The following is a 26,971-nucleotide window of genomic DNA, read 5'->3' on the forward strand; positions in this document are numbered from 1 at the left end:
AGAGTTGTGAAATTTAAAAAGGGAGTCGAGAATTGAGTAAAGGCAATGTGCAACCAGCTCGTGGGATGAGAGATTTTTTACCCGATGATGCGGAATTTCGGGATGCAGTAGAGTCTAAGATTGTTTCTGTGTACCGGTCTCACGGTTACCGAAAAATAGAGACTCCAACGATGGAGGCTATTGATCTTCTCACCGCGGGAAATGGTGGGGAGAATGAGAAGCTCATTTTTAAAATCATCAAACGCGGCGAAAAACTGAATCTGAACCCGGGTGCAACAGAGGCCAGTATCGTTGAATATGGATTACGCTTCGATTTGACGTTGCCTCTAACGCGATTTTTCGCCTGTAATGTCTCTAACCTTGTCCTTCCTTTTAAATCTATTCAGGTGGGACCCGTCTGGCGTGCAGAGCGTCCACAGAGAGGACGATTTCGGCAGTTCGTTCAATGTGATATCGATATTATAGGTGAGGAAAGCATGCTCGCCGAGGTCGATCTTATTACCACAACGGCACGCTGCCTCGAATCCTTCGGTTTGGAACGTTTCACCATTCGCATCAATGACAGGCGTTTGCTAGAGGGCTTGCTGTCGTCGCTTGGATTTCAAGTGGCGGATCACTCATCGGTTATGATCGCATTAGATAAGCTCGACAAGATCGGGATAGATGGAGTGGAGGCTGAGTTAAATCGATTTGATAAGAAAAGTGTCCATGAACTCGTTGAATTTATGAAATTGAGCGTCGATTCGCCTGCCCGTATGGCGGAGCATTTTTCGGAGAGTGAGCGCCAAAGTTGTGCCGATGCGTTGAACCGTTTGCAATCGGTTATCGATGCAACTGTTAATTTGTCTGAGCAAAAATATCAAATAATATTTGATCCATACCTGGTCAGGGGGATGGGATATTACACAGGCCAGATATTTGAGATTTCCTATAAGAATTTCCCGTTTTCCATTGCCGGAGGGGGGCGATACGATCGAATGATCGGAAATCTCCTTGGTCGTGATACCCCAGCATGCGGTTTTTCCATCGGATTTGAAAGACTGATTGATGTGCTCCGAGATGAACGACGCTCGTTGGATGGCACGGCTCGCAAAGCGGTGGTTCTGTTTGAGGATGAGCGCGACCTGTGCGCTGCTCACGAAAAAGCCGCATCGCTACGAGACAGTTTTGAGGTCGTAGATGTAGCCCGTAAGCGGGGGAACCATCGGTCTCAACTAGCTGCGTTCGAGCGTCAAGGATATGGGTACACGTTCCACTTCCGGTCCGGAGTATGGACGCAGTCAGCTCTTGGCGCTAAAGAAGTGGACTAACGTCCGCACATCGTCCCGTCCCATCCTCCAAAATATCAGGCGTACCAAATGACCACCCTAAGTATGGCGGTGACCTCGCTGAGCCAAGACCGATTTTTGTTCAATCAAGCCTTGAACAAGGAAGACTGGTCGTACAACATTCCAATGGTGATGACGCTGGAAGGGCCGTTGGATGGAGAAGGGTTGGAATGGTCATTGAATGAGGTCGTGAGACGACACGAGGTGTTGCGTACGGGCTTTTCGATGAATGAGGAGGGTGAGCCAGTGGCGGCGATACGAAGCGATATCTCGCTGGCGCTGCCGCTGGTTGATTTGAGTGGTTTGCCGGAGGAAGAGGCACAGACGGAGGCAGAGCGACTGGTGAAGGAGGATGCGAGACGACCATTCGACTTGAGTGATGCCCCGTTGATGCGCGTCCTGTTGGTGAGGGTGAACGAGACGAAACATATTTTTTTCGTCAATGTCCACCATATTGTTTTCGATGGGTGGTCTGGCAACATTTTTGTGCGGGAGTTGGGCGAACTCTATCGCTCACGCAAGGAGGCATGTGAGCCGGAGCTTGCGGATTTGCCGATCCAGTACCGGGACTTTGCACAGTGGCAGCGCGACTGGCTAGAAGGGGAAGAACTCGAGCGTCAGTTGTCGTATTGGAGAAAGCAGCTAGCCGACGCGCCGCAGACGCTGCAATTACCCTGCGATTATGAGCGTCCGGCGAAGTCGGGACACCATGGGGCGACACAGGTATTCGAGTTGCCCGTGGAGTATGTCGGCAAAATAAGCGAGTTGGCCAAGAGATACCGCGCTACGCCATTCATGGTGATGTTTGCGGTGTTCAATGTGCTGATGTACCGTTACACGGGGGCACCGGATATCTGCGTCGGCACACCCATTGCCAATCGCAATCGGGAGGAGGTGGAGGGGTTAATCGGTTTGTTCATCAACACGCTCGTGTTAAGAACAAAGTTGTCTGGCGACATGACGTTCGCGCAAGTGCTTGAAGAAGTGCGCACAACTACACTCGATGCATACTCCAATCAAGATCTACCCTTCGATAGGCTTGTGAAGGAAATCAATCCTCACCGAGATGGCATCGGGAGCAATGCGCTCGCTCAGCTCATCATGGTGTTTCAGTCGGAGCCCGAGGGTATGGCAACGGGTGACCTCAAGATCACCACGTCGTATTTCCCTAGAGAAAATCAGATTGCGCAGCTCAGTGTTTCTGTGTTTTTCGGAAACGACGGCATCAAGGTCTGGGTTGGTTACAGCAGCGCGCAGTTTCGCGAGAGGACGATCCACCGGCTCTTCGATAACTATCGGGCAATCTTGGACCAGAATCTTGGGAACGTTAGCACTCGGATTTCCAACGTTCATGTCCTACTTGATGAATTGGCAGCGGTGAGACGCGAGGCAGAGCGTCACTACGGGACTGTCGAGCTGCGTTCGAATTGTATCCACGAAGTATTCGAAAATCAGGTGCTGAAGACACCTGGATCCCCTGCAGTAATATTTGAGGACAAGACATGGACATTTGCGCAGCTGAATGCAAGCGCAAACGCTTTAGCTTACCGGTTGCAGGATCTCGGTGTCCAAAGGAATGAACTTGTCGGGATTTATCTTGCGCCGTCGATTGAATTCGTTGTGTGCCAGTTGGCGATTATGAAAGTCGGAGCAGGCTATATGCCGCTCGACCAGAGCTACCCTCGCAATCGAATAGCTTGGATGATCAGCGACGCGAAGCCTGCGTTCGTCCTATCGGACTCTGCGGGGCAGACCTTTTTGACGGAATGGGGAGCAAAGGTCATCTCAGTCAGAGATATCATCGGCCACGATGTGTCGTTGAAGACACCTAATTTGTGCGAGATCGTCTCGCCCGATAGTGTCGCCTATTGTATCTATACCTCCGGCTCGACTGGGTTGCCGAAAGGCGTCCTCGTGTCACATCGATCGGTCGTTAATCTTACGGATACACTGTGCAGCACTTTCGGCGACCGGCCCTCATGGGAGGGGGTACGCGTCGGTTCGTTGGCTTCACTCGCCTTCGACGCCTCAACCCGGCAATTGCTCATGATGGCACTTGGCGCCATAAATTGTGTCATTCCCGAGCACGCGCGCATCGATATGGAGAAACTCCGCAGCTATATCGAACGTTATCGCCTTGACTCGATGAATTTCACTCCGTCGCTTTTCAAGGGGTATCTCGAGGCCTCAACTCGAATGTCTTCGCCGCACTATTGGCCAAGTATGCTTCTCCTTGGTGGGGAAGACATAGGTCCATCCCTATGGGGCTATCTCGCCACCAAGCCAGGCCAATCGGTGTTCAATGTTTATGGTCCGACTGAATGTACTATTCATTGCGCTGTCGGAAAGGTTGACGGTCCAGATGAAAATCCTCACGTCGGCTATCCCATCTCCAATGTACAGATCTACTTGCTCGATGAAGATATGAATCCATTGCCCGTTGGTGCAACGGGAGAAATCTATGTAGGTGGGCGAGGGGTGGCGCACGGATACTTGAATCGGCCGGCGCTTACGGCCGAGAAGTTCGTTCCCGATCCAATCGGCGGAATTCCGGGTGCGCGACTTTACAGAACCGGCGACCTTGGCCGCTATTTGCCTGGAGGAGCGCTTCAGTACCTTGGTCGCAATGACCAGCAAATCAAGATACGCGGATATCGTGTGGAACCGGGCGAAATCGAGTCGGTCCTCATGCAGCAACCGGGCGTCAAGGACGCGCTGGCTATGGCGATCGATTTCGACACTGACGACAAGCGCTTGATTGCGTATGTGGTTCCGCATGATGACTCGAACCTGCAGCCCGAGGTATTGAGACGCATACTTAGAGACGAGTTGCCGGCTCATGTGATACCGGCGAACATCGTATCGCTCAGCAGATTTCCGCTAACGCCAAACAACAAGGTTGATAGGACAGCGCTTGCGATGCTCGGAATGAAGCACAAGCGAGAGGCCGAGCAGGTCGAGATGCCGACCACATATGCGCAGAACATGGTTGCAGATATCTGGCGGAACCTGTTGAACATCGACAGAGTGGGCGTCAACGAAAATTTCTTCGACTTGGGTGGGCACTCGCTGCTGGCTATTCGGCTTACGTCGCAGATATACCGGCATTGTGGCGTCGAAATTCCCCTCGATGTGCTGTTTAGGGGCCTCACGGTGGGTGAAATTGCCGCATATATCGAGAGCGAAACGGCGGGGTCAACGCCTTCACGTAGTGTGCAGATAGAGAAGGGAGAGGCAACATCGAGAATCCCCCTATCATACGCGCAGGAGCGGCTTTGGTTCCTCGAGCAGGTCTCAGCGAGCGCGGCGTTTTACAACATTCCAATGGTGATGACGCTGGAAGGGCCGTTGGATGGAGAAGGGTTGGAATGGTCATTGAATGAGGTCGTGAGACGACACGAGGTGTTGCGTACGGGCTTTTCGATGAATGAGGAGGGTGAGCCAGTGGCGGCGATACGAAGCGATATCTCGCTGGCGCTGCCGCTGGTTGATTTGAGTGGTTTGCCGGAGGAAGAGGCGCAGACGGAGGCAGAGCGACTGGTGAAGGAGGATGCGAGACGACCATTCGACTTGAGTGATGCCCCGTTGATGCGCGTCCTGTTGGTGAGGGTGAACGAGACGAAACATATTTTTTTCGTCAATGTCCACCATATTGTTTTCGATGGGTGGTCTGGCAACATTTTTGTGCGGGAGTTGGGCGAACTCTATCGCTCACGCAAGGAGGCATGTGAGCCGGAGCTTGCGGATTTGCCGATCCAGTACCGGGACTTTGCACAGTGGCAGCGCGACTGGCTAGAAGGGGAAGAACTCGAGCGTCAGTTGTCGTATTGGAGAAAGCAGCTAGCCGACGCGCCGCAGACGCTGCAATTACCCTGCGATTATGAGCGTCCGGCGAAGTCGGGACACCATGGGGCGACACAGGTATTCGAGTTGCCCGTGGAGTATGTCGGCAAAATAAGCGAGTTGGCCAAGAGATACCGCGCTACGCCATTCATGGTGATGTTTGCGGTGTTCAATGTGCTGATGTACCGTTACACGGGGGCACCGGATATCTGCGTCGGCACACCCATTGCCAATCGCAATCGGGAGGAGGTGGAGGGGTTAATCGGTTTGTTCATCAACACGCTCGTGTTAAGAACAAAGTTGTCTGGCGACATGACGTTCGCGCAAGTGCTTGAAGAAGTGCGCACAACTACACTCGATGCATACTCCAATCAGGATCTGCCCTTCGATAGATTGGTCCGCGGATTAAACCTGACTCGCAAGTCGGGACAGTCTCCCCTCGTAAATACAATGTTCGGCTACCATTTGACGGCTGATCGCGCGTTACGCCTGCCCGGTCTCCGTGCCATGACAACCTTCCTGCACAGCGACGTTGCACGCTTCGATTTGATTATGAATGTCTTTGCGTCAGAGGCGACACTGACCGGCTACGTCGAATATCGCACGGAGCTCTTCAAAGCATCGACAATTCAGAATATGGTTGTGCATTTCAAAGAGCTTATTTGCCGAATCTGTTTATCAACGGGCACAAAACTTCCCATTTTGCGGTTGGTCGATTCGAATTTTTCTGTCACCTACTCTGATTGATTTCGGAAGCGTATTCGTGAATGTCGCCTTCATTGCAGTGCTCCGGACCGAGGGAACTCCAACACACCTTGAGCGTCTGCGTTGATGTTCACGCGGAACTGACCCATTGCGTTGCGGTCGGCCACCGGCAGTTGGACGCTTTACGCTCGCGAGCTACTGGTGCGGACGTAAGTGAGCACGTCGCGGCGTTCATCGGGCGTGAAGCCGTGACGGTCGAGCAGTTCCACCAGCGTCAGCAAGACCTCGGTGGACGTCTGATCCGGCTGGTGCCAGTGCAGGCTGTTGGTTTGTTCGCGGCCGATCTGGGCTGCCGCCCGGCGCCAGTCATCCGTTGCAACGACCGTTGCACGCCATGCTGCGCGATCAGCAAATGCAGCGTTCAGCGCGTCGACGTCGGTGGCCAAGGCATTCATGGAGTTCGACGAAGCGGGGCGAATGAAGCCGTCGGCGCATTTCGATCGGGTGGTCGACGTGATGGAGAAGCTGGTCAAATTCACTTTGCTGACTAGTGACATCGGCCCGTACCTGGTCGATCGGTATAGCGAGCGAAAGGAAAGCGCCGAAGAACTGTCGAAGCGCGTGAATCAAGGCAGAATCTAAGTTCCTTGGGATCAAGGCAGGCGCTTGTGTCTCATGGCGAACTTTGCCTTCGTTCAGGGGAGAGGTTTGTCGCAAAACTCGCTCTCGGATCGGCCCAGGATTCCTCAAGCGGATCAGTCGAGGCGCCCAGCACATCACCCTGCTTGCTGATTGGGATCCTGGGCGTAGCAGAACTTATATGTGGGGATGCTGCGTACCTCGGGCAGCTGGCCGGTGCTTAGGTCGCCAGTACTTGCAATTCAGACGTTTCGAGGATAACCTCCTGCGAGCCATTCGGTTGGCATCATCACTCTGCCCATGCGGCTTCCTTGTTGGATCGAGCGGTTTCATCCCGCTTCGCGTAACGCAGCGTAGTTGCGTTTGGTCAGCGCTCAGTCTTTCTGGCGCGTCGACATTGCCTACTCCGTCATGTCTTTTCCAGCGCGACTTATAGGACACCTGGAACTGACGCGGAGCAGCGAGCCGCTCGCTGTCGCTTCCCCCGCACTTCAAGGTTCCAGTCAGGCACTCACTATGTTCCTGCCACCTCGGAGGAGTCATGTGGCGCAATTTTCGTCGCGCGGTGGATAAGTGACCCCGGGAAAAGTTTCGCTTTTTCTCAAATTACGCCCGCAGGTACCGTTGTACGTGTTGCTGGGCGGCCTTGGTCGAGAAAGTTTACGGTTATTACAGAACAGAACCGTTCTAAAGCGGACCGACGGCATCGCGTACCCGAAGGGGGCCCGGCGGCCCGAGTCGAGCGAATCGCTCGGCGCGGACCGCCGGGCCCTTTGCCGTATACGTGCCGCGCGCCCGACACGCCGCGGATGCCGCCCGCAATCGTGCGCAATCGCGCGCATCTGATCGATGTCACGCGGCCGCCATGATTGACCGGCTAAGCTCGTCTCTTCGACGTTCGATCGAAGGAGACGCAATGCGGCGGGTCGTATTCAACCAGAAGGGCGGCGTGGGCAAATCGACGATCGTCTGCAACCTGGCGGCGATCAGCGCCAGCGAAGGGCTGCGCACGCTCGTGATCGACCTCGACGCGCAGGCGAACTCCACGCACTATCTGCTCGGCGATCGCGCGGCCGATGCGCGGCCCGGCGCCGCCGAGTTCTTCGAGACGGCGCTGACGTTCAACTTCCGGCCGATCGACGTCGCCTCGTTCATTCATCCGACGCCATTCGACGGGCTCGACGTGATGCCCGCGCACGCGGACCTCGACACGCTGCACGGCAAGCTCGAGTCGCGCTACAAGATCTACAAGCTGCGCGACGCGCTGAACGAGCTGGACGGCTACGACGCCGTCTACATCGACACGCCGCCCGCGCTGAACTTCTACTCGCGCTCGGCGCTGATCGCGGTCGAGCGCTGCCTGATTCCGTTCGACTGCGACGACTTCTCGCGCCGCGCGCTGTACACGCTGCTCGAGAACGTGAAGGAAATCCAGCAGGACCACAACGCGGCGCTCGAGGTCGAAGGCATCGTCATCAACCAGTTCCAGCCGCGCGCAAGCCTGCCGCAGCAGCTGGTCGACGAACTCGTCGGCGAAGGGCTGCCGGTGCTCGCGTCGCGGCTGTCGGCGTCGGTGAAGATTCGCGAGTCGCACCAGCAGTCCAAGCCCGTGATTCATCTCGAGCCGGCGCACAAGCTCGCGCAGGAGTTTCGCGCACTGCACCGCGAGTTGGCCGGGTGAATCTGCGCCGGCAATAATCGGAATCATCCGATCATTTAAATGCGTATTAGTAATCCCGGCAACGGTTTCAGAATAAATCGAAAAAACGATTACATGATAAATGATCGCATTCGAATGCGATCATTTTTTTAATATCGGGAATAATGACGGGGTAAATGTTGCATCTCGTCATGGTGCGGCATACCGTAAAAAGGTAAAAGCGATCGTCGGCGTTGCGGTGCAACGCCGTCATGCAAGCCTGCAGGCCGCCTTGCAGCGCCGGTCATTTCGAGGCATAAGGGTTTTCACCTATCATTAATGCCATTTAATTGACAATTAAACGTTCTAGAATGGCCACCTCAACTTCTCGAGCTCAATGGAGTTGCGGGTTGTCAGTAAGGAAGCGGGCGGTCGATCTGCCTTCCATTTTCCGTTACGTCGTCTCTCGCATTGCCAACAGGAGCGTGCCCGATGTCCGTATTTGCCCCCGAAAAATTCGCCGCCGATTATCAGTCCGGTATCGCAACCTGGTTTGCGCTCGCGCGTCCGGCGATCAGCGGCTTCGAGGCCGTCGTCGAACTCAATCTGCAAGCGGCCCGGACGGCGCTCGCGGAGTACGAGGACAAGTTGAAGAACGCGTTCAACGCGAGCAACCCGGCGGCTGGTTTCGCGCAGCAGGTCGCCGCGCCGCAGGAAGCGGCCGGCAAGGCAGTCGCGTACGGTCGCCATCTGTTCGACATCGCGGTGTCGACGCAGGCCGAGTGGGCCAAAGTCGCTCAGGCGCAGTATGAGGAGACCGACAAGCGCGTGAAGGACGTGGTCGGCGAGCTGACCAAGCACGCACCGGCCGGTTCGGGCGCCGTGGTGGCCGCGCTGAATTCGGCGCTGTCCGCGGCGACGGCCGCGGCCGACTCGATGCGCGCGGCAACCGGGCAGGCGATCGAGGCCGCGCAAAGCGGTTTCGACGCGGTCAGCGACACGGCCGCGCGCGGCGCGAAGCAGACGGCCGCAGCCGCCCGCAAGGACGCCGCGTCGCGCGAATCGGCCGCGTGATCGCGGGTCGCGCGACACGAACACGATCGCTTGATCGCCACGGGAGCCTCGTGCCGGCCGTCGCGTGTGCTGCGCGGCGGCCGGCGCATGGCCGGCTTATGGCGCGATGTCCGGGAACGGGCCGAGCGCGCGGAAGTGCCGCGTATCGCTTTCGCGGTGTGCGACGCATCCGCTCTGACGGTCGCGCTGCGCGTCCGCACGCGCGGCCGCACGGCGCCGAGGCGCGGCAGTCTGCGCGCCGCCCGCCCACCGCCGCGCATCCCCTATCGACCCATTGATTTCAACGCAGGAACAGAACATGACGGACGTAGTGATCGTATCGGCCGCGCGGACCGCGGTCGGCAAATTCGGTGGTTCGCTCGCGAAGGTTGCGGCACCGGAGTTGGGCGCGACGGTGATTCGCGCGGTGCTGGAGCGCGCAGGCGTGCAGCCCGATCAAGTGAGCGAAGTGATCATGGGTCAGGTGCTGGCGGCGGGCTCGGGGCAGAACCCGGCGCGTCAGTCGCTGATCAAGGCCGGGCTGCCGACGGCGGTGCCGGGCATGACGATCAACAAGGTGTGCGGCTCGGGCCTGAAGGCGGTGATGCTGGCGGCGAACGCGATCGCGGCGGGCGACGCGGAGATCGTGATCGCGGGCGGCCAGGAGAACATGAGCGCGGCGCCGCACGTACTGCCGGGCTCGCGTGACGGGTTCCGGATGGGCGATGCGAAGCTGGTCGACACGATGATCGTCGACGGGCTGTGGGACGTGTACAACCAGTACCACATGGGCATCACGGCGGAGAACGTCGCGAAGGAATACGGGATCACGCGCGAGGAGCAGGACGCGTTCGCGGCGCTGTCGCAGAACAAGGCGGAAGCCGCGCAGAAGGCCGGCCGCTTCGCCGACGAAATCGTGCCGGTGTCGATTCCGCAGCGCAAGGGCGAGCCGCTGCAGTTCGCGACCGACGAGTTCGTGCGTCACGGCGTGACGGCGGAATCGTTGGCGGGGCTGAAGCCGGCGTTCGCGAAGGACGGCTCGGTGACGGCGGCGAACGCGTCGGGGCTGAACGACGGCGCGGCGGCGGTGCTGGTGATGTCGGCGCAGAAGGCGCAGTCGCTGGGGCTCACGCCGCTGGCGCGCATCAAGGCGTACGCGAACGCGGGCGTGGATCCGAGCGTGATGGGCATGGGGCCGGTGCCGGCGTCGCGGCGCTGCCTGGAGCGCGCGGGCTGGACGCCGGGCGATCTGGACCTGATGGAAATCAACGAGGCGTTCGCGGCGCAGGCGCTGGCGGTGCACAAGCAGATGGGCTGGGACACGTCGAAGGTGAACGTGAACGGCGGCGCGATCGCGATCGGTCACCCGATCGGCGCCTCGGGCTGCCGGATTCTGGTGACGCTGCTGCACGAGATGGTCAAGCGCGATGCGAAGCGCGGGCTGGCGTCGCTGTGCATCGGCGGCGGGATGGGCGTGGCGCTCGCGGTGGAGCGCGCGTAAGCGCATGAGCGCGATTCGACGCTCGAGCATGGAGGCGGCGCAGCCTGCGCCGCGCGCGCACGAAGCAGCGGCTTCGCGCGCGATACGTTGCCAACAACAAGCGTGATGTTCCGGGATGCGCCGTGTCCGCGCCGCGGGCGCGGACGCATCGCAGCGGCGGGGCGGCGGCATCGGCGGTGCGGCCGTCTCGCGTGATTGTCTACTTTTCTTGTCGGTGACAAACAGGATGACTAAGCGAATTGCAGTTGTGACGGGTGGAATGGGCGGCCTCGGCGAAGCGATCAGCATCCGGCTGAGCGATGCGGGCCACCGGGTCGTCGTCACGTATTCGCCGGGCAACAGCGGCGCCGATCGCTGGCTCGGCGCGATGCATGCGGCCGGCCATGAATTCGACGCGTACCCGGTGGACGTGGCCGACCACGATTCGTGTCAGCAGTGCGTCGAGAAGATCGTCCGGGACGTCGGCCCGGTCGAAATCCTGGTGAACAACGCGGGCATCACGCGCGACATGACGCTGCGCAAGCTCGACAAGGTGAACTGGGACGCGGTGATCCGCACCAACCTCGACTCGGTGTTCAACATGACGAAGCCGGTGTGCGACGGCATGGTCGAGCGCGGCTGGGGGCGCATCATCAATATCTCGTCGGTCAACGGCTCGAAGGGCTCGGTCGGGCAGACCAACTACGCGGCGGCGAAGGCCGGCATGCACGGCTTCACCAAATCGCTCGCGCTCGAAGTCGCGCGCAAGGGCGTGACGGTGAACACGGTGTCGCCCGGTTATCTCGCGACGAAGATGGTGACGGCGATCCCGCAGGACATCCTCGATACGAAGATCCTGCCGCAGATCCCGGCGGGGCGCCTCGGCCAGCCGGAGGAAGTCGCGGCGCTGGTCGCGTATCTGTGCTCGGAAGAGGCCGGCTTCGTGACGGGCTCGAACATCGCGATCAACGGCGGCCAGCACATGCATTGACGCGTGGCGGCCCGGCCGCGCACGGCCGGGCCGCGTTCCCGCAGTATCCAGCGCCGGCGCGGTAGGCACGCCGCGCCGGCCTCGCATTCCGGAGGAGGCATGGGCGACACCTGGACGGGACTCGTGATCGGCGGCTCGGCGCTGGCCGTCGCGCTGACGATGGCGATCGCGCTGCACTGGCTCGAGCGGCGCCGCGCGCGGTTGCTGCGCAATTTCGATCATCGCGATTGCTGGGTCGTCGCGTATGGCAGGCGTCTTGCGCGTCGGCCGGTACGGCGCACGCGCAGCGGCGCGCGGTGAGGGCGGCGGGGTGAGTACGTAGCGGTAGGCGACGGCGGCTGCGGCGCGCTTACGTACCGTGCCGCAGTCTGCAACCCGCAACCCGCAACCCGCAACCCGCAACCCGCAACCCGCAACCCGCAACCCGCAACCCGCAACCCGCAACCCGCAACCCGCAACCCGCAACCCGCAACCCGCAACCCGCAACCCGCGAGCTCGGCGGCGGTGCGCCGCTCGCTCGCAGTCAATCGCGCTCAATCGCCGTGAGTCAGCCCGCCGTCGCCCGGGTCGCTCTTGCGAAAAATCCGCTCGGTCGTGCGCTTGGTCGCATCCCGGCCCGCGCGCAACGCTTGCGCGATGCCGTGGCTCACTCGCCGTGCGTCTGCGCGCCGTCGCCCGAATCGCCCTTGCGAAAAATCCGCTCGGTCGTGCGCTTGGTCGCATCCCGGCCCGCGCGCAACGCCTGCGCGATACCGTGGCTCACTCGCCGCGCGTCTGCGCGCCGTCGCCCGAGTCGTTCTTGTGGAAGACCCGCTTGGTCGTGCGCTTGGTCGCATCCCAGCCCTCGCGCGACGCGTGCGCGATGCCGTGGCCGACCGCCTTCGCGGCGCTCGCGGTCGCATGGCCGAAGCTGCGCGCGGCCTCGCCGGTCTTGTGCGCGGCTTCCTTCGAATCGCGCTTGATGTCCTGCTTCACTTCCGACATGTCCGCGTGCGCGATCGGGCTGATCAGCGCGACGACGAACGCGGTGCAAACGAACTTGCGTGCTTTCACGACGTGGTTTCCTTCGGATTGATTCATCGGGCCTCCATGCGATCGCCGTGCGGCGCGGCCGATGCGCCGGCCGCCGCTGCATCGAGCATCACCGCCGCGCGTCCGCGCAGCAGCACGCGCTCGCCGCAGCGCAGCGCGAAGTCGTACAGCACCGTGCGGTCGTCGCCGCCGATGCGCTCTGCCTCCACGACGAGCGGCAGCTCGAACGTGTCGAGCCGATCGACGAACGCATCGACGTTGCGCACGCTCGCGAGATAGCCGGCGCGCGGACGCGCCCGTTCGTCGTGCGCGCCGAGCAGCGCGCCGTGCACGGCCATCGCCTGCGTTGCATATTCGATGCCGCACACCGACGCGAGCCGGCCGTCGCGACGCAGCGGATGGTGCGCATCGCGGTGGCTCGTCGCGCTGCAGCGGATGCGCACGGCGTCCCACGCGTCGACGCGCTCGAGCATGCACATCGCGCCCGCGTGCGGAATGCGCGCGGCGATCCATTCGCGATCGAGCGTCGCGGTCGACATCGGCGGCAGCGGCGTAGCGTCGACGGTCGTCATCGCACACGCTCCATGGCCGCATCGGCCGGCGCGACATCGACCTGCACGCGCGTATCGTCCAGATAGTCGAGTACGACGCGCGTCGCACGCCGCGCGGCCAGCGCATCGAGCAGCGGCAACGCACGCGCGGCCGGAATGCCGGCGCGCAGCGCTTCGAGCGCGGGCAGCGCGAGCGGCGTCGCCGCGGCATCGGTGAGCGCCACGTCGATGCGCGCCAGCGTGCGCTCGCTCGGCTGCGGCGCGAACACCAGCGCGACGCCGAATGCGTCGACGATCGGGCGCACGCTGCGCAGCGGCTGCGGATAGTCGGTGTCGTAAGCGATCAGCAGGCTCGGCACGCAATCGACCGCCACCTGGCACAGGCTCTCGAGGAGGCCCGCGGCAAAGCTGCCGTCGTGCGCGCACAGCACGTTCGACGTCGCCATCGCGCGGGTCGCGATGCTCCAGTAGCCGGCCGGCGCATTGTGTACGGAGTTGTGGAAGCGCGTCGGCGACAGCTGGCGATCATCGCCGGCCAGCGTTTCGCAGATCGCATGGCAGTTCTGGCCATCACCGCCCGACGCGCTGAACACGGTCGCAAGCGTCGCCGCGTCGCGCCCGCTCGCCGCCGCGGCTTCGAGGCCGGCTGCCAGCGCGACGCGCACGACCGGGCCGGTGCGCCGGCGTTCCGCCGGCGGCAAGCCGGCCGGCGGCGGCAACACGGTGCGCGCGCTCGCGTAGGGCGCGTGGCCGGCGAGGACGGCGGCCGCGTGCGGCCAGTCGTTCAGCCCCGGGCCAACCAAGCCGATACCTTCGATGAATGCGCTGAGCGTCATGTCGGCTCCCGGCGGTTCGCGCTCGCGTGGTCGGCGCGGCCGAACACCAGCGTACAGTTCGTGCCGCCGAAGCCGAACGAATTGGACAGCGCCGTGCGCATCTGCGCCGCGCGGCTCGCGAGCACGTAGTCGGCAGCGAGCGCCGGATCGGGTTGCGTCGTGTTGACGCCGGCCGGCACGAACCCCTCGCGCAGCGCGAGCGCGGTGATCACGGCTTCGAGCGCGCCGGCCGCGCCGAGCGTGTGACCGGTCGCGCCTTTGGTCGAGCTGCACGGCGTGCGCGCGAGCAGCGCGCCGACTGCGCGACTTTCGGCGGCGTCGTTGCTCGGCGTCGCGGTGCCGTGCAGGTTCACGTAGTCGATGTCGGTCGCGTCGAGGCCGGCCGATGCGAGCGCCTGTTCGATCGCGAGGCGCGCGCCGAGTCCTTCGGGATGCGGCGACGACATGTGATGCGCATCGCTCGATTCGCCGATGCCGAGCAGCAGGATCGCATCGTCGTCGAGTGCGTCGCGTTCAGCGGGCACGCGCTCGAGCAGCGCGAACGCGGCGGCCTCGCCGATCGAGATGCCGTCGCGCGCCACGTCGAACGGCCGGCACGGCTGGCGCGACAGCAGTTCGAGCGAATTGAAGCCGTACAGCGTGGTCAGGCACAGCGTGTCGACGCCGCCTACCACGGCCGCGTCGATCAGCCCCGCCTCGATCATCCGGCGCGCGGAGCCGAACACCTTCGCGCCGGACGAGCAGGCGGACGAGATCGCCGTCGCCGGCCCGCGCAGCCCGCAATACGCGCGCACGAACGCGGCGGCCGAATACGGGTTGTGCGTATGTGCGTAGCGGAAGTTGGCCGGCAGCGCGCCGCTCGCGGGATCGCGCCGCATGTACGCGCGTTCCGTTTCGAGGATGCCCGACGTGCTGGTGCCGACGAACACGCCGATGCGCTGCGCCCCGTATCGCGCGACGGCCGCCGCGACGTGCGCGTCGAAGCCGTCCTGCACGAGGGCGAGCTGGGCGAGGCGGTTGTTGCGGCAGTCGAAGTCGGCGAGATCGGCGCGCACCGGCTGCGCATCGAGCCCGTCGACGGCGCCGATCCACGTGTCGAGTTCGGCGCGCTCGAAGCGACATGGCGAGAGCCCGCCGCGCGCGGTGCGCAGCGCATCGACGGTCGCGTCGCCGCCGCGGCCGATGCAGCTGGTGCTGGTGAAGTGCGAGAGCAGGAGAGGGTTCACGAGGATCGCATCCGGGAGCCGGAACGCGCGCGGCAGCAACGCCGGCCGGCGCGTCGGGCGTGGTCAGAGTTTATCAAACGGGGTCCCTTGCAGGCCCGGCCGGACGCCCGCTGCGGGCGGCTCGGCCGCGGCGGCGGCGGCGCGCAGCGTGGTCCACTGCAATTGCGCGTCGGCAGCCGCGCGCAGCAGCGCGGGCAGCACGTCGAGCACGACCGGTACGCCGCGCGCATCACGCGCGGCGTGCCCGTCGTGCACGAGCAGGATGTCGCGCGGCGCGAGGCCGTGGAGCAGCCGCTGCGCGACGATGCCCGCGTCGCGCGTGCGCGTGTCGAAGCCGCGGCGCGTCCAGCTCGCGAGCTGCAGGCCGAGCTCGCACAGCACCGGCTCGAGGAACGGATTGCGCAGCCCGGCCGGCGCGCGAAAGAACTGCGGGCGCGTGCCGGTGAGTTCGATCAGCGTCTGCTGCGCGGCCGCGATCTCGCGCCGCAGCGCGGCGGGCCCCGTCAACGAGAACGTGTGACGATGCCGCTGGCTGTGGTTCTCGACCGCGTGACCGCGCGCGACGATCGCCTCGATCCAGCGCGGATGCCGACGCGCGAGATCGCCGATGCAGAAGAACGTCGCGCGCGCGTCGTGGCGCTCGAGCAGGTCGAGCACGCGCGGCGTGACCTCGGGGTCCGGGCCGTCGTCGATCGTCAGCGCGATCCGGCGGCCGGCGTCGGCCGGCAGCCGCGTCCAGTTCGGGCCGAGCAGCGCACTGCGCGGCCACAGGCCGGCCGCCGTCAGCGCGGCGTGCGACGCGAACACGCTGCCGGCAGCCCAAGGCCACGCGCCCGGTTGCGCGAGCACGGCCGCGAGCGCGCCCGCATGCAGCGCGACCGTGCCGGCGATCAGCGGCGTCGGCTTCCAGCGGCGCGCAGGGCCGCCCGGGTGTCGCCCAATGGCCGACGGCTCGTTCATGAGCGACCTCCTGTCTGATTGTGATGCGGGCGGTGCGCGGGCGGTGCGTCCGGTGCTTCCGATGCTTCCGATGCTTCGGCAGTGTCCGTCGCCCGCGGCGAGAGGATCGCCGCGAACGCGAGCGCGAGCATCGCGCCGGGGCCGACGGTCAGCCCGAAGGTTTCGAGCAGCGGCACGTGCGACAGCGCGAGCAGGCCGAAGCCCGCCACCGTCGCGGCGTTGGCGACCAGCAGCGACACGAGCGTGTACGGCGTCACCGGTTGCGCATCGTCGCGCTTGCAGAAGAACAGCGCGTAGTTCGACCCGACCGCGACGATCAGCAGCATGCCGACCAGATGCAGAATCGTCAGCGGCACGCGGGCGAGCGCGAACGAGGCTGCCACCACCAGCACGGCCGCGACCAGCGGCGCGAGCGCGCGCAGTGCGCGACGCGGCGAGCGCAGCGCGATCAGCAGCAGCACGGCGATCGCCGCGAAGCCGGCCAGCGACAGCCGCAAGTCCTCGCGCACGTAGTCGACGTACAGGCGATCAGCTTCTGCCTTCAGGTCGACGAACAACGCATCGCGCACGCCGGCGCGCGCGACGGCCGCGCGGATCGCCGCCGTGTCGAGCGCGGCCGCGGCATCGGGCGCCGCCGCGGCATCGGGCGCCGCCGCGGCCGACGACGCGCTGCGTGCGCGATCCGCCGCGCGCAGCGGCAGCATCGCGTTCCAGCGGCCGTCGCGCTCGGTCAGCAGTGCATCGACGGCAACGGCCATCGAGGTTCCGCGCAAGTCGGCGCGCGTGAGCAGCGGCGCGCGGCGCGCCGCGTCGACATCGGCGATGAACGGCGCGAACAGCTCGGGCTTCACGGAAACCGGTTGATTCGCGACCGCGTCGCGCATGCGGGCGGCGAGCACGTCGGCGCTGGGCAGGCTCGCCTGCCGCGCACGCTGCGCGGCGTCGCTCGGCAGATAGCGGGCGGGCGTTTCGAAGCCGGCGAGCGCGCCGCGATCGACGAGCGGCTGCAACTGCCCGGCGACCTGCTCCGCGCGTTCGAGCGCCGCCTGTTCGCCCGGCGCCGAGATCACGACGAGATAGCGCACGTCCGGGGCGCCGACGTCGGCCCGCAGCCGTGCATCGAGCGCCTGCGCGCTCCCGGGGACGGGGCTGAGCGCGGCAAGCTCGCGGCTCCACAGGCCGTCGCGATGGATGACGAGCGTCGCGCACGCGGCCGCGACGAGCAGCGCGAGCGGCCAGCGCAGCCGCGGCGCCGCGGCCGCCGCGCGCGCGAGCAGCGCGCCGAGCCGCGACACGTCGCGAATCGCGACGTGCTCGCCGCGCAGATGCGGCAGCACGAAGCGCGTGACGAGCGCGGCGGCCGTCAGGCCGGCGATCGAATACAGCCCGAGCTGCACGAGACCCGGAAAGCCGGAGAACAGCATCGACGCGAACCCGCACACGGACGTCAGCACGCCGAGCCGGATCGTCGGCCAGTACGCGGCGATCCATGCGCGGGTCGCGTCGCCTGCGCGCGCGACGTTGCGCGAATCGGCGCGCGCCGACTGGACGAACAGGTAGATCGAGTAGTCGACGGCTTCGCCGATCAGCGTGGTGCCGAAGCCGAGCGTGAGCCCGTGGACCGTACCGAACGCGACGCCGACCGCGGCGATGCCGGCCGCGATGCCGGTGAGCACCGGCAGCAGCCCGAGCGCGAGCGTGCGCGGCGAGCGGTACAGCGTGAGCAGCAGCGCGACGATCAGCACGATGCTCGCCGTCGACAGCCGCTCGACGTCGTGGCGGATCGTGTCGCGCGTGTCGACCGAAAACACGCCGGGGCCGGTCATCGCGAGCGTGTAGGCGGCGCGGTCCGGCAGCGTCTGCGTGGCCGCCCCGAACGCGCGCCGCACGGCGTCGAGCGCGCGCGCCTGCGCATCGGTGTCGGCGCCGGCCGCGGCCGTCTGCACGACCAGCACCGCGCGCGTGCCGTCGCGCGACGCCCACACGCCGTCGCGCAGCGCGGGCTGGGCGCCGCTGTCGAGCTGGTCGACGAGCGCCGTCACCTCGCCGGTCGGGTCGCGCGGCAGCAGCGCCTTCGCGACGAGCCCCGCCGACGAACTCAGCAGGTCGAGGCTGTCGCCGAGCGCGCGGTGCAGGCCGTCCGCGCTGAAGCGTTGCGGGTTCACCGCCGGGCTCAGCAGGTAGCGATGATCGAACACGAACTGCCGGTCGCGCGCGTCGTTCGCGGCTTCGCCGTTGTTGACCGCCGAGAACTGCCGATCGTCGCGCAGCGTGCGTGCGATGCGCCGCGACAGCGCGGCGCGCGTGGCCGCATCGCCGCCGTCGATCGCCACCAGGATCAGCCGCGACACGATCCCGTCGCGCAGCTGGTCGACGAGCACGCGCTGCGCGGCGCTCGGCGCACGCGGCAGGAACGCGGACAGATCGGCGGTGAAATTCGCGCGGGCGATCGCCGCCGCGCACGCGACCAGCGCCAGTGCCCATACGAGCACCGCGGGTTGCCGCCAGGCGGGCGAATGCGGCGCGACGGGGCCGGCCGAGCGGGGGCGCTCGTTCATCGGTTCGCGGGCGCCGGTTGCAGGCGCATCGTCGAATGGTCGCCGTCGGCCTGCCGGATCGCGACGCTGCGCAGCACGTCGCGCGTGCCGTCGAGCGTGATCGAGCTGACGACCTTCAGCATCCGCGCATCGAGCGGCGTGAGCGTGAGCGTCCAGTCGTCGCCGTGTCCGTCGACCACCACCTTGTAGAGCTGTTCGAGCGCATAGCGATTGCCGGCGAGCGTCGCGCGGATGCTGTCGATGAACGCGCCCAGCTCGGGATAGCGCGCGAGCGCGAGCGTGTATTTGCGGTCGTTGCGCTCGACGGTGAGCATGTCGCCGTCGACCACGAGATGCTCGGGCTTCGGGCGCAGCGTGTGCTTCTCGAGATGGTCGGGCGCGACGAACACGAGCTCGCCCGACGATTCCAGCGGCTCGGCCGCGATCGACAGCGTCTTCGTCTCGGTGAAGGTCGCGCGGCCGGATTTGTGCTGCGCGAGCGTCGCCATCAGCCGGTCGAGCGTCCACGCGGGGCCGGCGTCGGCCGCGTGGGCGGGCAGCGCGCAGGCCGCGGCCGCCGCGATGACGAGCGTGCGGGCGGCGCCGCGTAGCGCATGGAGCAGCGTGAACGACGGCAACGACGACGACCGCGGGGGGCAGGGCCGCGGCAACGACGACATCGACGATGCCAACGAGCGACGAACGGCGATCATGTGTCGGAATCCCGGGTGGCCGGCAGCTCGGTGCACGCGCGCGCATCGTCGCCGCGCGCGGCGGCATCGCCCGTCTGCCAGAAATCGAAATAGTTGAACCAGTTGTAAGGCGCCGCGCGGCAGTACCGGTCGACGAGGCCGACGTAGCGCGCGAGCGCCGCATCGACGGCCGCCGCGCGCGTGTCGCGGCGCACGTCGGAGAAATCGGCGATCGTTTCGAAATGGACGTCGTAGCGGTTGCCGTCGCGGTACAGGCCGGTCATGAACAGCACCGGGCGCCGCAGCATCGCGGCCATGTGCAGCGGCCCGAGCGGAAACGCGGCCGGTGCGCCGAGCAGCGGCAGCCGGCGCAGCGACGCGGCCCCGTCGTCGAGCAGCGTGCGATCGGCGAGCATCCCGACCATGCAGTTCGCGTCGAGGCGCTCGCGCACCTTCAGCATCGAATCGATCCGCCCGAGCGGGATCACTTCCGGCGTCGCGGCCGGATTCACCGCGGCGAGCGTCGCGTTGATCTTGCGCGCGTTTTCCTCGTACATCGTGACGACGACGCGCAGGTCCGCACGCGTGCGCCCGATCGCGCGCACGACCTCGAAGCTGCCGAGGTGCGCGCCCAGCAGGAACGCGCCGCGCCCGCCGGCGAGCGCTTCGTCGACGCGCGCGGCGCCGTGCAGCCGGATGTCGAACAGGTCGAAGCGGCCGTTCATCAGATAGATGCGGTCGTGGATCGTCGTCGCGAACGTGAACACGTGCCGGTATACGTCGCGCCATCGCGCGGGACGGCCGAGCGCGCGGCGCAGGTAGTCGCGCGACGCCGCGCACGCGGCCGGCGAGAACAGCACGAAGTACGTCGCGATCGCATGCAGCACGACACGCGACGGCCGCCGGCCGAAGCGCAGCGACAGCCAGGTCATCACGCGCAGCAAACCCGCATGGCTGCGTTCCTGGCGTTCGGCCCACGCGGTGCGCTTCATGGCTGTCCGCCGTCGTGCGTGGCGGGCGGCTCGGCCAGCACGGCGCTCGCGACGTCGCGCGCGCCGGCGCGCAGCGTGAAGCGGATCGCACCGTTCGCCGCCGCCTCGAACGCGAGATCGAGCGGCTCGCCGGGCGCGACCGGGCTCAGGAATTTCGCGGATGCGAGCCGCCACGTGTCGAGCGGCCGGTTCAGCGACGCGCCGAGCGCGGCGATCGCGTGGTCGAGCAGCACGACGCCCGGCACGATCGGATGGCCGGGGAAATGGCCGGGCAGCGCGGGATGGTCGGCCGCGATCGTGAAGCCGAGCCGCGTCTGCGGCGCGCAGTGCGCCCGCGCGGCGGCCGCGCTCGTGCGCACGTGGCGGGCGACCAGCGCGGCCAGCGCGTCGCGCGGCAGCTTGCCCGTTTCGTTGCGCGGCAACGCGTCGACGAACACGAGCGGACGCGGCATGAACGCCGGATCGATCCGTTCGCGCAGCGCGCGCTGCAGATCGGCCGCGGCGAGCGTCGGCGCGACGACCAGCGCGACGAGCCGCGTCACCGGTTCGCGGCGCGCATCGGCGTCGGCCGGCGCGGCTTCGTCGGGCATGAAGAACACGCCGTCGACGACGCCGGCAATCGCGTTGAGCTGATGATTCAGATAGGCGAGCGACGTGCGCTTGCCGGCGATGTTGACGAGGTCGGCCTTGCGGCCGTGCAGCAGGAACCGGCCGTCGCCGAGCAGTTCGAGCGCGTCGCCCATCGGCACCGGCGCCTCGACGTGGCCGCCCGACGCCCAGACGGTCGGGCCGCCGTCGTCGCCCGCGGCGTCCGCGCCCGGCCGGTCGAGGGCGTCGCGCACGTCCAGCCGGATCTCGGGGAACGGTTGCCACGCGGCGCCCTGCGACGTGCGGCGCGTCGCGATCTGGCCGGTCTCGGTGCTGCCGTAGATTTCGACGAGCGGCGCGTCGAGCGCGGCTTCCGCTTCGCCGGCGAGCTTTTCCGACAGCGGCGCGGTGGCCGACAGCACGAGCGCCGCGCGCGGCAGCGCGTGGCCGGCCGACAGCAGCGCGCGCAGATGCACCGGCGACGTGACGAGCACGCGCGGCTGCGGGAGCGCGGCGAGTTCGTCGCGGATGTCGCCCGGATAGAACGGTTGCCGGTTGCTGAACGCGAGGCCGCCGATCAGCGCGAGCAGCACCGTCGATTCGAAGCCGTACATGTGCTGCGGCGGCACGGTGCCGATCAGCGTGGCCGCACGCCCGTCGAGCAGCGCGAGGCGTTCGGCCGCCGCGCGCACGCAGCCGACCAGGCCGCCCCACGTCTTGCGATGCGGCACCGGCGTGCCGCTCGAACCCGACGTGAACACGTACGCGACGAGCCGCGACGCGTCGATCTGCGGCACCACGCACGGCGCGGCGTCGTCGTCGCCGCCTGCGTGCGCGGCGGCTTCCGGATACGCGAAGCGCGGCAGGTCGATCGTGCAGTCCGGCGCATCGTGCAGGCAGAACGCATCGGGTGCGAACGACGCGAGCTGGCGCACCATCTCCGGCGTGTGCGTCGACGGCAGCAGGCTGACCTTGCCGGCGACGAGCGCCGCGCACAGGCCGACCGCGAAGCGGTAGCGATCGCGGCACACGTTGAACACGTGGCCGCCGGCGGGCAGCACGGCGGCGACGCGTGCGACGTCCGCGACGAACGTGCGCACGCTGACGGGCGCACCGTCGCGCCAGGCGATCGTCTGGTCCGGCGACGAATGGAATACCAGCGGGAATACCAGCGGGTGAGTCGGCATAAATCGGTTGAAGCGTGAGGCAGTGGCCGGCGCAGCCGCGCCGGCCTTGGAATCATCGCGACGGCTGGGTCGACGCGCGGTACGCGCGCATCGAGTCGGCCATCGTCGTGCGCGCGTCGCCCGGCAGCGCGACGCGCCGGCACGCATGCTCGGCGGCGAACATCACGGCGACGAGCGGCAACGACAGGTAGTTGGCGAAGGTCGACCACGCGGCGATCGGCGCGGTCGCGAACAGCAGCGTCGACACGGCCGCGATCGCGACGAAGAACAGCGCCCACGCGAGCGTGATGCGCCGCGTGTAGCGCGCGACGGCCGGCGTGATCTCGCCGTGAATCATCGCCGCGAAGCGCGTGCACAGCGGCACCTGGCCGGCCATCAGCGTGCGGCCGAACAGCAGCGCCATCGCGACGTTGAAGCTCGCGTGCTCGAGATACAGGCCCCATTCGAAATGGCGTGCGAGCGGGACGCGTGCGGCCCACAGCGCGCCGGCGACGAGCAGCCACACCGGCACGAGCGCCGCGCGTCGCGGCGAGCGCAGCGCCGCACCGAGCGCGAGCAGCAGCGGCGGCACCAGCGCCATCGCGAGGCCGAAGCCGTGCGCGCCCGGCGTCGCGGCCGCGTAATGCGCGCCGATCTGATACGCGGCGACCGCGGCCAGCGCGCCGGCGCCGCGCGCGATGGCGAGCGGCGTGCTCATCGCGGTGCTCCCGCTGCGCGGCGCGCCCGCGCACGGCCGATGGCCGCCGCGGTAGCGCGGCGTACGGCTGGACGGACGGGAGCGGGGCGAATGAACGGGCGTGGCATGGCTGCTGGAAACATCGTGCGGATCGTCGCCCCACGCGTGCGTCGGGCTGTCAAAGGTCTTACGAAAAAGTCTTACGAAAAGGCTTGCGAACCATGGCCCGAACTCAGTCCGGGCCGGTGGTGACGCACGCACATTTTAGGGCCGCGGCGCGACGCTTCGTGATGGGCGCGGCCGGGTTTTGTAACGGATTGTATGGCGGCCGCGCGCACGCGTCGCTGCGGCGATTCATTTCGAGTCGAAGCGGCGCAAGCGTCTCGTGCGATCGGGGCCTCCAACTGGCCCGCGCGCGGGCCCTTCAGTCTGTAACCATTCGCGGTATACGCCCCGATATCCGTTCGTCTAGAATCCGCGTAACTTTTACACATGGTCCCCCATAACGCAGGCGGGGAAGCCGGCAGACGCTGGCGCGACGGCGCTTCGCACGCGCCGCGCGGGCACGGCGGCTGCCGGTTCGATGCGCCTTTCGCTGCCCCGGGCCGCCTGCCCGCAAGCATGATGAACGCACTGGAACAAGAGCTCGCCACGCTGATCATCGGCGAACTAAATCTCGAAGACGTCTCGCCCGACACGGTGACGGCCGCGACCGCGCTGTACGGCGAGGGCTTCGGGCTCGACTCCATCGACATCCTCGAAATCGCGCTGCTGATCTCGAAGAAGTACGGCTTCGAGCTGCGCTCGGACAACCCGGACAACCAGCAGATCTTCTCGAATCTCGGCGCGCTGGCCGCCTACGTCGCCGTGCATCGCACGAAGTGACGGCGGCGCGATACGGCACGCCATGGACGACGGCACGCGGCGACGCCTGCGGCACGATACGAGGCGGCGGCGTCGCTCAACGCGACGTGCAATGAACGGAGCCATTCGATGCGGGCGCTCGTAACGGGCGGCAGCGGCGCACTGGGGCAGGCGATCTGCACGGCGCTCGCGCAGGCCGGCCATGAAGTGTGGGTGCATGCGAACCGGAATCTCGCCCAGGCGCAGGCCGTCGCGCAGCGGCTCGTCGCGGCCGGCGGCGCCGCGCATGCGATCGCGTTCGACGTGACCGACGCCGACGCGACGCTCGCCGCGCTCGCACCGTTCGTCGACGGCGCGCCGGTGCAGATCCTCGTCAACAACGCGGGCATCCACGACGACGCGCCGATGGCCGGCATGTCGCGCCGCCAATGGCACGACGTGATCGACGTGACGCTCAACGGCTTTTTCAACGTCACGCAGCCGCTGCTGCTGCCGATGATCCGCACGCGACACGGGCGCATCGTGAACATCGCGTCGGTCGCCGGCGTGACCGGCAACCGCGGGCAGGTCAACTATGCGGCCGCGAAGGCCGGGCTGATCGGTGCGACGAAATCGCTGTCGCTCGAGCTCGCGTCGCGCGGCATTACCGTGAACGCGGTCGCGCCCGGCATCATCGAATCGCCGATGGCCGGCGACGCGTTCCCGATCGAACGGATCAGGCAGCTCGTGCCCGCGCAACGCGCAGGCCGGCCCGACGAAGTCGCGGCGATGGTCGCGTATCTGGTGTCCGATGCGGCCGCCTATGTGACCGGGCAGGTACTGTCGGTCAACGGCGGGCTTGCATGACCGTGCGTGCGTCCCACGCCGCGCCGCTTGTTGAGGAAATCGAAGTGTCAGTGCAACCAGTCGGCGCCGAACGGCGCGTGTGTTCTCCGTCCACCGTCCCGGCCGCAGCCGCAGCCCCGTATGGCGTGCGCGCCGTGCGTCGTGGCGGCGGTCGTGCCTTGCGACTCGTCCGCAGCGCGGAGGCGCGGCTCGCCGCGCCGCAGCACGGTACGCAACGGCGCGGCGACGCGTTCCGGCAGACGTTTCCCGGCGCGCGCGCCGCGATCGAAGGCGTGCTGCGCGACGCGGCCGGCCTGGGCGTACGCACGTCGTTCGTCCACGCCGATGCATGCGGCGGCAATCCGCCGGTCGAGATCGACGCGAGCGCCGCCCATCCGCCGGAGCATCGGTCGTGAAGCGCGCCGGCCTGTCGCTGCGCGAGCCGTCGCCCGGCATCGACGAAGCCTGCCGGCAGTCGCCCGCAGGTCATACACTTTTGTCAGGATCATCGTCTTCGCAATCGGTCGTTCCCATGTCCCAGCTGCACGCGTCGACCACCCATCTCGTGCTGATCCCGAGCTACAACCCCGGCGTCAAGGTCGACACGACCGTACGCAACGCGCGTGCGCAGTGGAACCCGGTGTGGGTCGTCGTCGACGGCAGCACCGACGGCAGCGCCGAGCGGCTGCAGGCGATGGCCGAGCGCGATCCCGGCCTGCGCGTGATCGTGCTGCCGCAGAACCGCGGCAAGGGCGCGGCCGTGCTCGCCGGGCTCGACGCGGCCGCCGCGAGCGGCTTCACGCACGTGCTGACGATGGATTCCGACGGCCAGCATCCGGCCGAGCTGATTCCGCAATTCATGGCCGCGTCGCAGGCGGCGCCGGACGCGATGGTGCTGGGCCTGCCGAAATTCGACGCGAGCGCGCCGCGGCTGCGCGTGCAGGGCCGGCGCCTGTCGAACGGCTGGGCCGACCTCGAGACGCTGTGGGCCGGGATCGGCGATTCGCTGTACGGCTTTCGCGTGTATCCGATCGCGCCGCTCGCCGCGATCATGCACCGGCAGCCGTGGATGCGCGGCTTCGACTTCGATCCCGAAGCGGCCGTGCGGCTCTGCTGGGCCGGCGTGCGGCCGATCCGCATCGACGCGCCGGTGCGCTATTTCGGCGCGCACGAGGGCGGCGTGTCGCATTTTCACTACGGTCGCGACAACGCGCTGCTCGCATGGATGCACGTGCGGCTCGTCGCCGGCTTCGTGCTGCGGCTGCCGCTGCTGGCCGCGCGGCGGCTGACGCGCCGCTCGCGCCGCGCGTTCGACCGGCCGCGACGCGGCGATCGACCGTCCCGCTGACCGTCAATCCGTTAACTATTGTTACTTCCGGCCGATTGCGCCGGTAATGGTCCTGTCATTAGACGTAAACGTCTGGTAATTTTCTGCCGGATTATGCAAAATCGCCGCTCCCAAATAAAACTACCGAGGGTTACCGAATGCATATCAAGAAAGCGGCGGCAGCGTGTGGCGTGGCGTTCCTGTTGAGCGCGTGCGGCGGGGTGCAGAACCTCGACGCGAACGGCCTGACGTCGGCGGGCACCAGCCTGTTCAAGGCGGCGACGCTGTCGGACAGCGACATCGCGGCCCTGTCGAACGACTCGTGCAAGGCGAGCGACGCGGAATCGAAGATCGCCGCGCCGAACAGCGCGTATTCGAAGCGTCTGACGAAGGTGATGAAGGGCTTCGGCGACATGACGCTGAACGGCCAGAAGATCAACTACAAGGTCTACGTCACGAAGGACGTCAACGCGTGGGCGATGGGCAACGGCTGCGTGCGCGTGTACAGCGGCCTGATGGACATGATGAACGACGACGAGCTGCGCGGCGTGATCGGCCATGAAATGGGCCACGTTGCGCTGGGCCACTCGAAGAAGGCGATGCAGACGGCCTACGCCGTCAGCGCGGCGCGCACGGCGGCCGGCGCGGCCTCGCCCGGCGTCGCGGCGCTGACCAGCTCGCAGCTCGGCGACATCACCGAGAAGTTCATCAACGCGCAGTTCTCGCAATCGCAGGAAAGCGCGGCCGACGACTATTCGTTCGACCTGATGAAGCAGAAGAACATGAGCCAGAAGGGCCTCGTCACCGCGTTCCAGAAGCTCGCGCAGCTCGACGGCGGCAAGAGCTCGATGATGAGCTCGCACCCGTCGTCGACGAGCCGTGCGCAGCACATCCAGGATCGCATCGCGAAGGGCAGCTGATCGCCGTTGCCCGCCGCGCGGCCCCGGCCAGGCCCGCGCGTTCGGATGAACAAAACCCCATGCCCTCGCGGGCATGGGGT

At 66.0% G+C, this 26,971-nt stretch carries 24 protein-coding genes and 1 pseudogene; 14 read left to right on the plus strand and 11 right to left on the minus strand.

The features are described 5' to 3' along the window. The first annotated feature begins 32 nt into the window (after positions 1 to 32). Together hisS and MBR110_RS04160 are read left to right on the plus strand one after the other, a co-directional pair. Positions 33 to 1,310 carry a histidine--tRNA ligase gene (gene hisS, locus MBR110_RS04155; RefSeq protein WP_181709195.1) on the plus strand — a complete coding sequence of 426 codons (1,278 nt, stop codon included), beginning with the start codon at positions 33 to 35 and terminating at the stop codon, positions 1,308 to 1,310. A gap of 48 nt (positions 1,311 to 1,358) precedes the next feature. Continuing rightward, the gene (locus tag MBR110_RS04160) at positions 1,359 to 5,918 is read left to right on the plus strand and encodes a non-ribosomal peptide synthetase (RefSeq protein ID WP_181709196.1); all 4,560 of its coding nucleotides are present in this window, start codon (positions 1,359 to 1,361) and stop codon (positions 5,916 to 5,918) included. A gap of 140 nt (positions 5,919 to 6,058) precedes the next feature. On the opposite strand, the gene MBR110_RS04165 is transcribed toward MBR110_RS04160, so the two are convergent. After that, positions 6,059 to 6,331, minus strand: coding sequence for a hypothetical protein (locus tag MBR110_RS04165; protein WP_181709267.1), 273 nt, complete (start codon positions 6,329 to 6,331; stop codon positions 6,059 to 6,061). Here MBR110_RS04165 and MBR110_RS04170 point away from each other — a divergent pair. From MBR110_RS04170 to MBR110_RS04200, 7 genes and pseudogenes are all read left to right on the plus strand, one after another. Continuing rightward, positions 6,309 to 6,518, plus strand: a pseudogene (locus tag MBR110_RS04170) (arsenical resistance protein ArsH); the annotation flags it as partial. The gene MBR110_RS04165 and the pseudogene MBR110_RS04170 overlap by 23 nt on opposite strands. A gap of 913 nt (positions 6,519 to 7,431) precedes the next feature. Further along, a complete protein-coding gene (locus tag MBR110_RS04175) occupies positions 7,432 to 8,196 on the plus strand; it encodes a ParA family protein (RefSeq protein WP_011886041.1) in 765 nt (254 codons plus the stop codon). Between the two features lie 100 nt (positions 8,197 to 8,296). Further along, positions 8,297 to 8,494, plus strand: a complete 198-nt coding sequence (locus MBR110_RS04180; protein ID WP_131929064.1) for a hypothetical protein — start codon at positions 8,297 to 8,299, stop codon at positions 8,492 to 8,494. Between the two features lie 152 nt (positions 8,495 to 8,646). After that, positions 8,647 to 9,228, plus strand: a complete 582-nt coding sequence (phaP, locus tag MBR110_RS04185) for a TIGR01841 family phasin (protein WP_034192568.1) — start codon at positions 8,647 to 8,649, stop codon at positions 9,226 to 9,228. A 298-nt stretch (positions 9,229 to 9,526) separates the two neighbouring features. Then, complete coding sequence (locus MBR110_RS04190) at positions 9,527 to 10,708, plus strand: acetyl-CoA C-acetyltransferase (RefSeq protein ID WP_041493836.1); 1,182 nt, start codon at positions 9,527 to 9,529, stop codon at positions 10,706 to 10,708. Between the two features lie 226 nt (positions 10,709 to 10,934). Then, positions 10,935 to 11,678, plus strand: coding sequence for an acetoacetyl-CoA reductase (phbB, locus tag MBR110_RS04195; RefSeq protein ID WP_046424012.1), 744 nt, complete (start codon positions 10,935 to 10,937; stop codon positions 11,676 to 11,678). Between the two features lie 99 nt (positions 11,679 to 11,777). After that, positions 11,778 to 11,978: a hypothetical protein gene (locus MBR110_RS04200; protein WP_011886038.1), complete on the plus strand. Its 201-nt coding sequence runs from the start codon at positions 11,778 to 11,780 to the stop codon at positions 11,976 to 11,978. Positions 11,979 to 12,437: 459 nt separating this feature from the next. Here MBR110_RS04200 and MBR110_RS04205 read toward each other — a convergent pair whose 3' ends face one another. From MBR110_RS04205 to MBR110_RS04250, 10 genes are all read right to left on the minus strand, one after another. Beyond that, a complete protein-coding gene (locus MBR110_RS04205; RefSeq protein WP_011886037.1) occupies positions 12,438 to 12,758 on the minus strand; it encodes a hypothetical protein in 321 nt (106 codons plus the stop codon). Then, positions 12,755 to 13,282: a hotdog family protein gene (locus tag MBR110_RS04210; protein WP_059735429.1), complete on the minus strand. Its 528-nt coding sequence runs from the start codon at positions 13,280 to 13,282 to the stop codon at positions 12,755 to 12,757. Before MBR110_RS04210 ends, MBR110_RS04205 begins: the two co-directional genes overlap by 4 nt. Continuing rightward, the gene (locus MBR110_RS04215; protein ID WP_059735427.1) at positions 13,279 to 14,097 is read right to left on the minus strand and encodes a beta-ketoacyl synthase chain length factor; all 819 of its coding nucleotides are present in this window, start codon (positions 14,095 to 14,097) and stop codon (positions 13,279 to 13,281) included. Before MBR110_RS04215 ends, MBR110_RS04210 begins: the two co-directional genes overlap by 4 nt. Beyond that, positions 14,094 to 15,323 (minus strand): beta-ketoacyl-[acyl-carrier-protein] synthase family protein, encoded by a 1,230-nt coding sequence (locus tag MBR110_RS04220; protein WP_181709197.1) that lies wholly within the window; start codon positions 15,321 to 15,323, stop codon positions 14,094 to 14,096. The genes MBR110_RS04215 and MBR110_RS04220 overlap by 4 nt, the downstream gene beginning before the upstream one ends. A gap of 63 nt (positions 15,324 to 15,386) precedes the next feature. Beyond that, positions 15,387 to 16,283, minus strand: a complete 897-nt coding sequence (locus MBR110_RS04225) for a polysaccharide deacetylase family protein (protein ID WP_034194780.1) — start codon at positions 16,281 to 16,283, stop codon at positions 15,387 to 15,389. Further along, positions 16,280 to 18,841 (minus strand): MMPL family transporter, encoded by a 2,562-nt coding sequence (locus MBR110_RS04230; protein WP_034194781.1) that lies wholly within the window; start codon positions 18,839 to 18,841, stop codon positions 16,280 to 16,282. The genes MBR110_RS04225 and MBR110_RS04230 overlap by 4 nt, the downstream gene beginning before the upstream one ends. After that, positions 18,838 to 19,500 (minus strand): outer membrane lipoprotein carrier protein LolA, encoded by a 663-nt coding sequence (locus MBR110_RS04235; RefSeq protein ID WP_059475011.1) that lies wholly within the window; start codon positions 19,498 to 19,500, stop codon positions 18,838 to 18,840. The genes MBR110_RS04230 and MBR110_RS04235 overlap by 4 nt, the downstream gene beginning before the upstream one ends. A gap of 29 nt (positions 19,501 to 19,529) precedes the next feature. After that, positions 19,530 to 20,504, minus strand: a complete 975-nt coding sequence (locus tag MBR110_RS04240; RefSeq protein WP_059462447.1) for an LpxL/LpxP family acyltransferase — start codon at positions 20,502 to 20,504, stop codon at positions 19,530 to 19,532. Beyond that, complete coding sequence (locus MBR110_RS04245; RefSeq protein ID WP_181709198.1) at positions 20,501 to 22,279, minus strand: AMP-binding protein; 1,779 nt, start codon at positions 22,277 to 22,279, stop codon at positions 20,501 to 20,503. Before MBR110_RS04245 ends, MBR110_RS04240 begins: the two co-directional genes overlap by 4 nt. Positions 22,280 to 22,331: 52 nt before the next feature. Continuing rightward, a complete protein-coding gene (locus MBR110_RS04250) occupies positions 22,332 to 22,976 on the minus strand; it encodes a membrane protein (protein ID WP_014723648.1) in 645 nt (214 codons plus the stop codon). Positions 22,977 to 23,579: 603 nt separating this feature from the next. On the opposite strand from MBR110_RS04250, the gene MBR110_RS04255 reads away from it, so the two are divergent. From MBR110_RS04255 to MBR110_RS04275, 5 genes are all read left to right on the plus strand, one after another. After that, complete coding sequence (locus MBR110_RS04255) at positions 23,580 to 23,840, plus strand: phosphopantetheine-binding protein (protein WP_011886027.1); 261 nt, start codon at positions 23,580 to 23,582, stop codon at positions 23,838 to 23,840. A gap of 108 nt (positions 23,841 to 23,948) precedes the next feature. After that, positions 23,949 to 24,665: a 3-oxoacyl-ACP reductase FabG gene (gene fabG / locus MBR110_RS04260; protein ID WP_011886026.1), complete on the plus strand. Its 717-nt coding sequence runs from the start codon at positions 23,949 to 23,951 to the stop codon at positions 24,663 to 24,665. Positions 24,666 to 24,823: 158 nt separating this feature from the next. Next, positions 24,824 to 25,060 carry a hypothetical protein gene (locus tag MBR110_RS04265; protein WP_034194786.1) on the plus strand — a complete coding sequence of 79 codons (237 nt, stop codon included), beginning with the start codon at positions 24,824 to 24,826 and terminating at the stop codon, positions 25,058 to 25,060. Positions 25,061 to 25,176: 116 nt separating this feature from the next. Beyond that, positions 25,177 to 25,992 carry a glycosyltransferase family 2 protein gene (locus MBR110_RS04270; RefSeq protein ID WP_034194787.1) on the plus strand — a complete coding sequence of 272 codons (816 nt, stop codon included), beginning with the start codon at positions 25,177 to 25,179 and terminating at the stop codon, positions 25,990 to 25,992. Between the two features lie 137 nt (positions 25,993 to 26,129). Beyond that, positions 26,130 to 26,891, plus strand: a complete 762-nt coding sequence (locus MBR110_RS04275) for a M48 family metalloprotease (protein ID WP_011886023.1) — start codon at positions 26,130 to 26,132, stop codon at positions 26,889 to 26,891. The last annotated feature ends 80 nt before the right edge of the window (positions 26,892 to 26,971 follow it).

The organism is Burkholderia sp. MBR-1, from assembly GCF_013822785.1.
Lineage (GTDB): Bacteria > Pseudomonadota > Gammaproteobacteria > Burkholderiales > Burkholderiaceae > Burkholderia > Burkholderia vietnamiensis.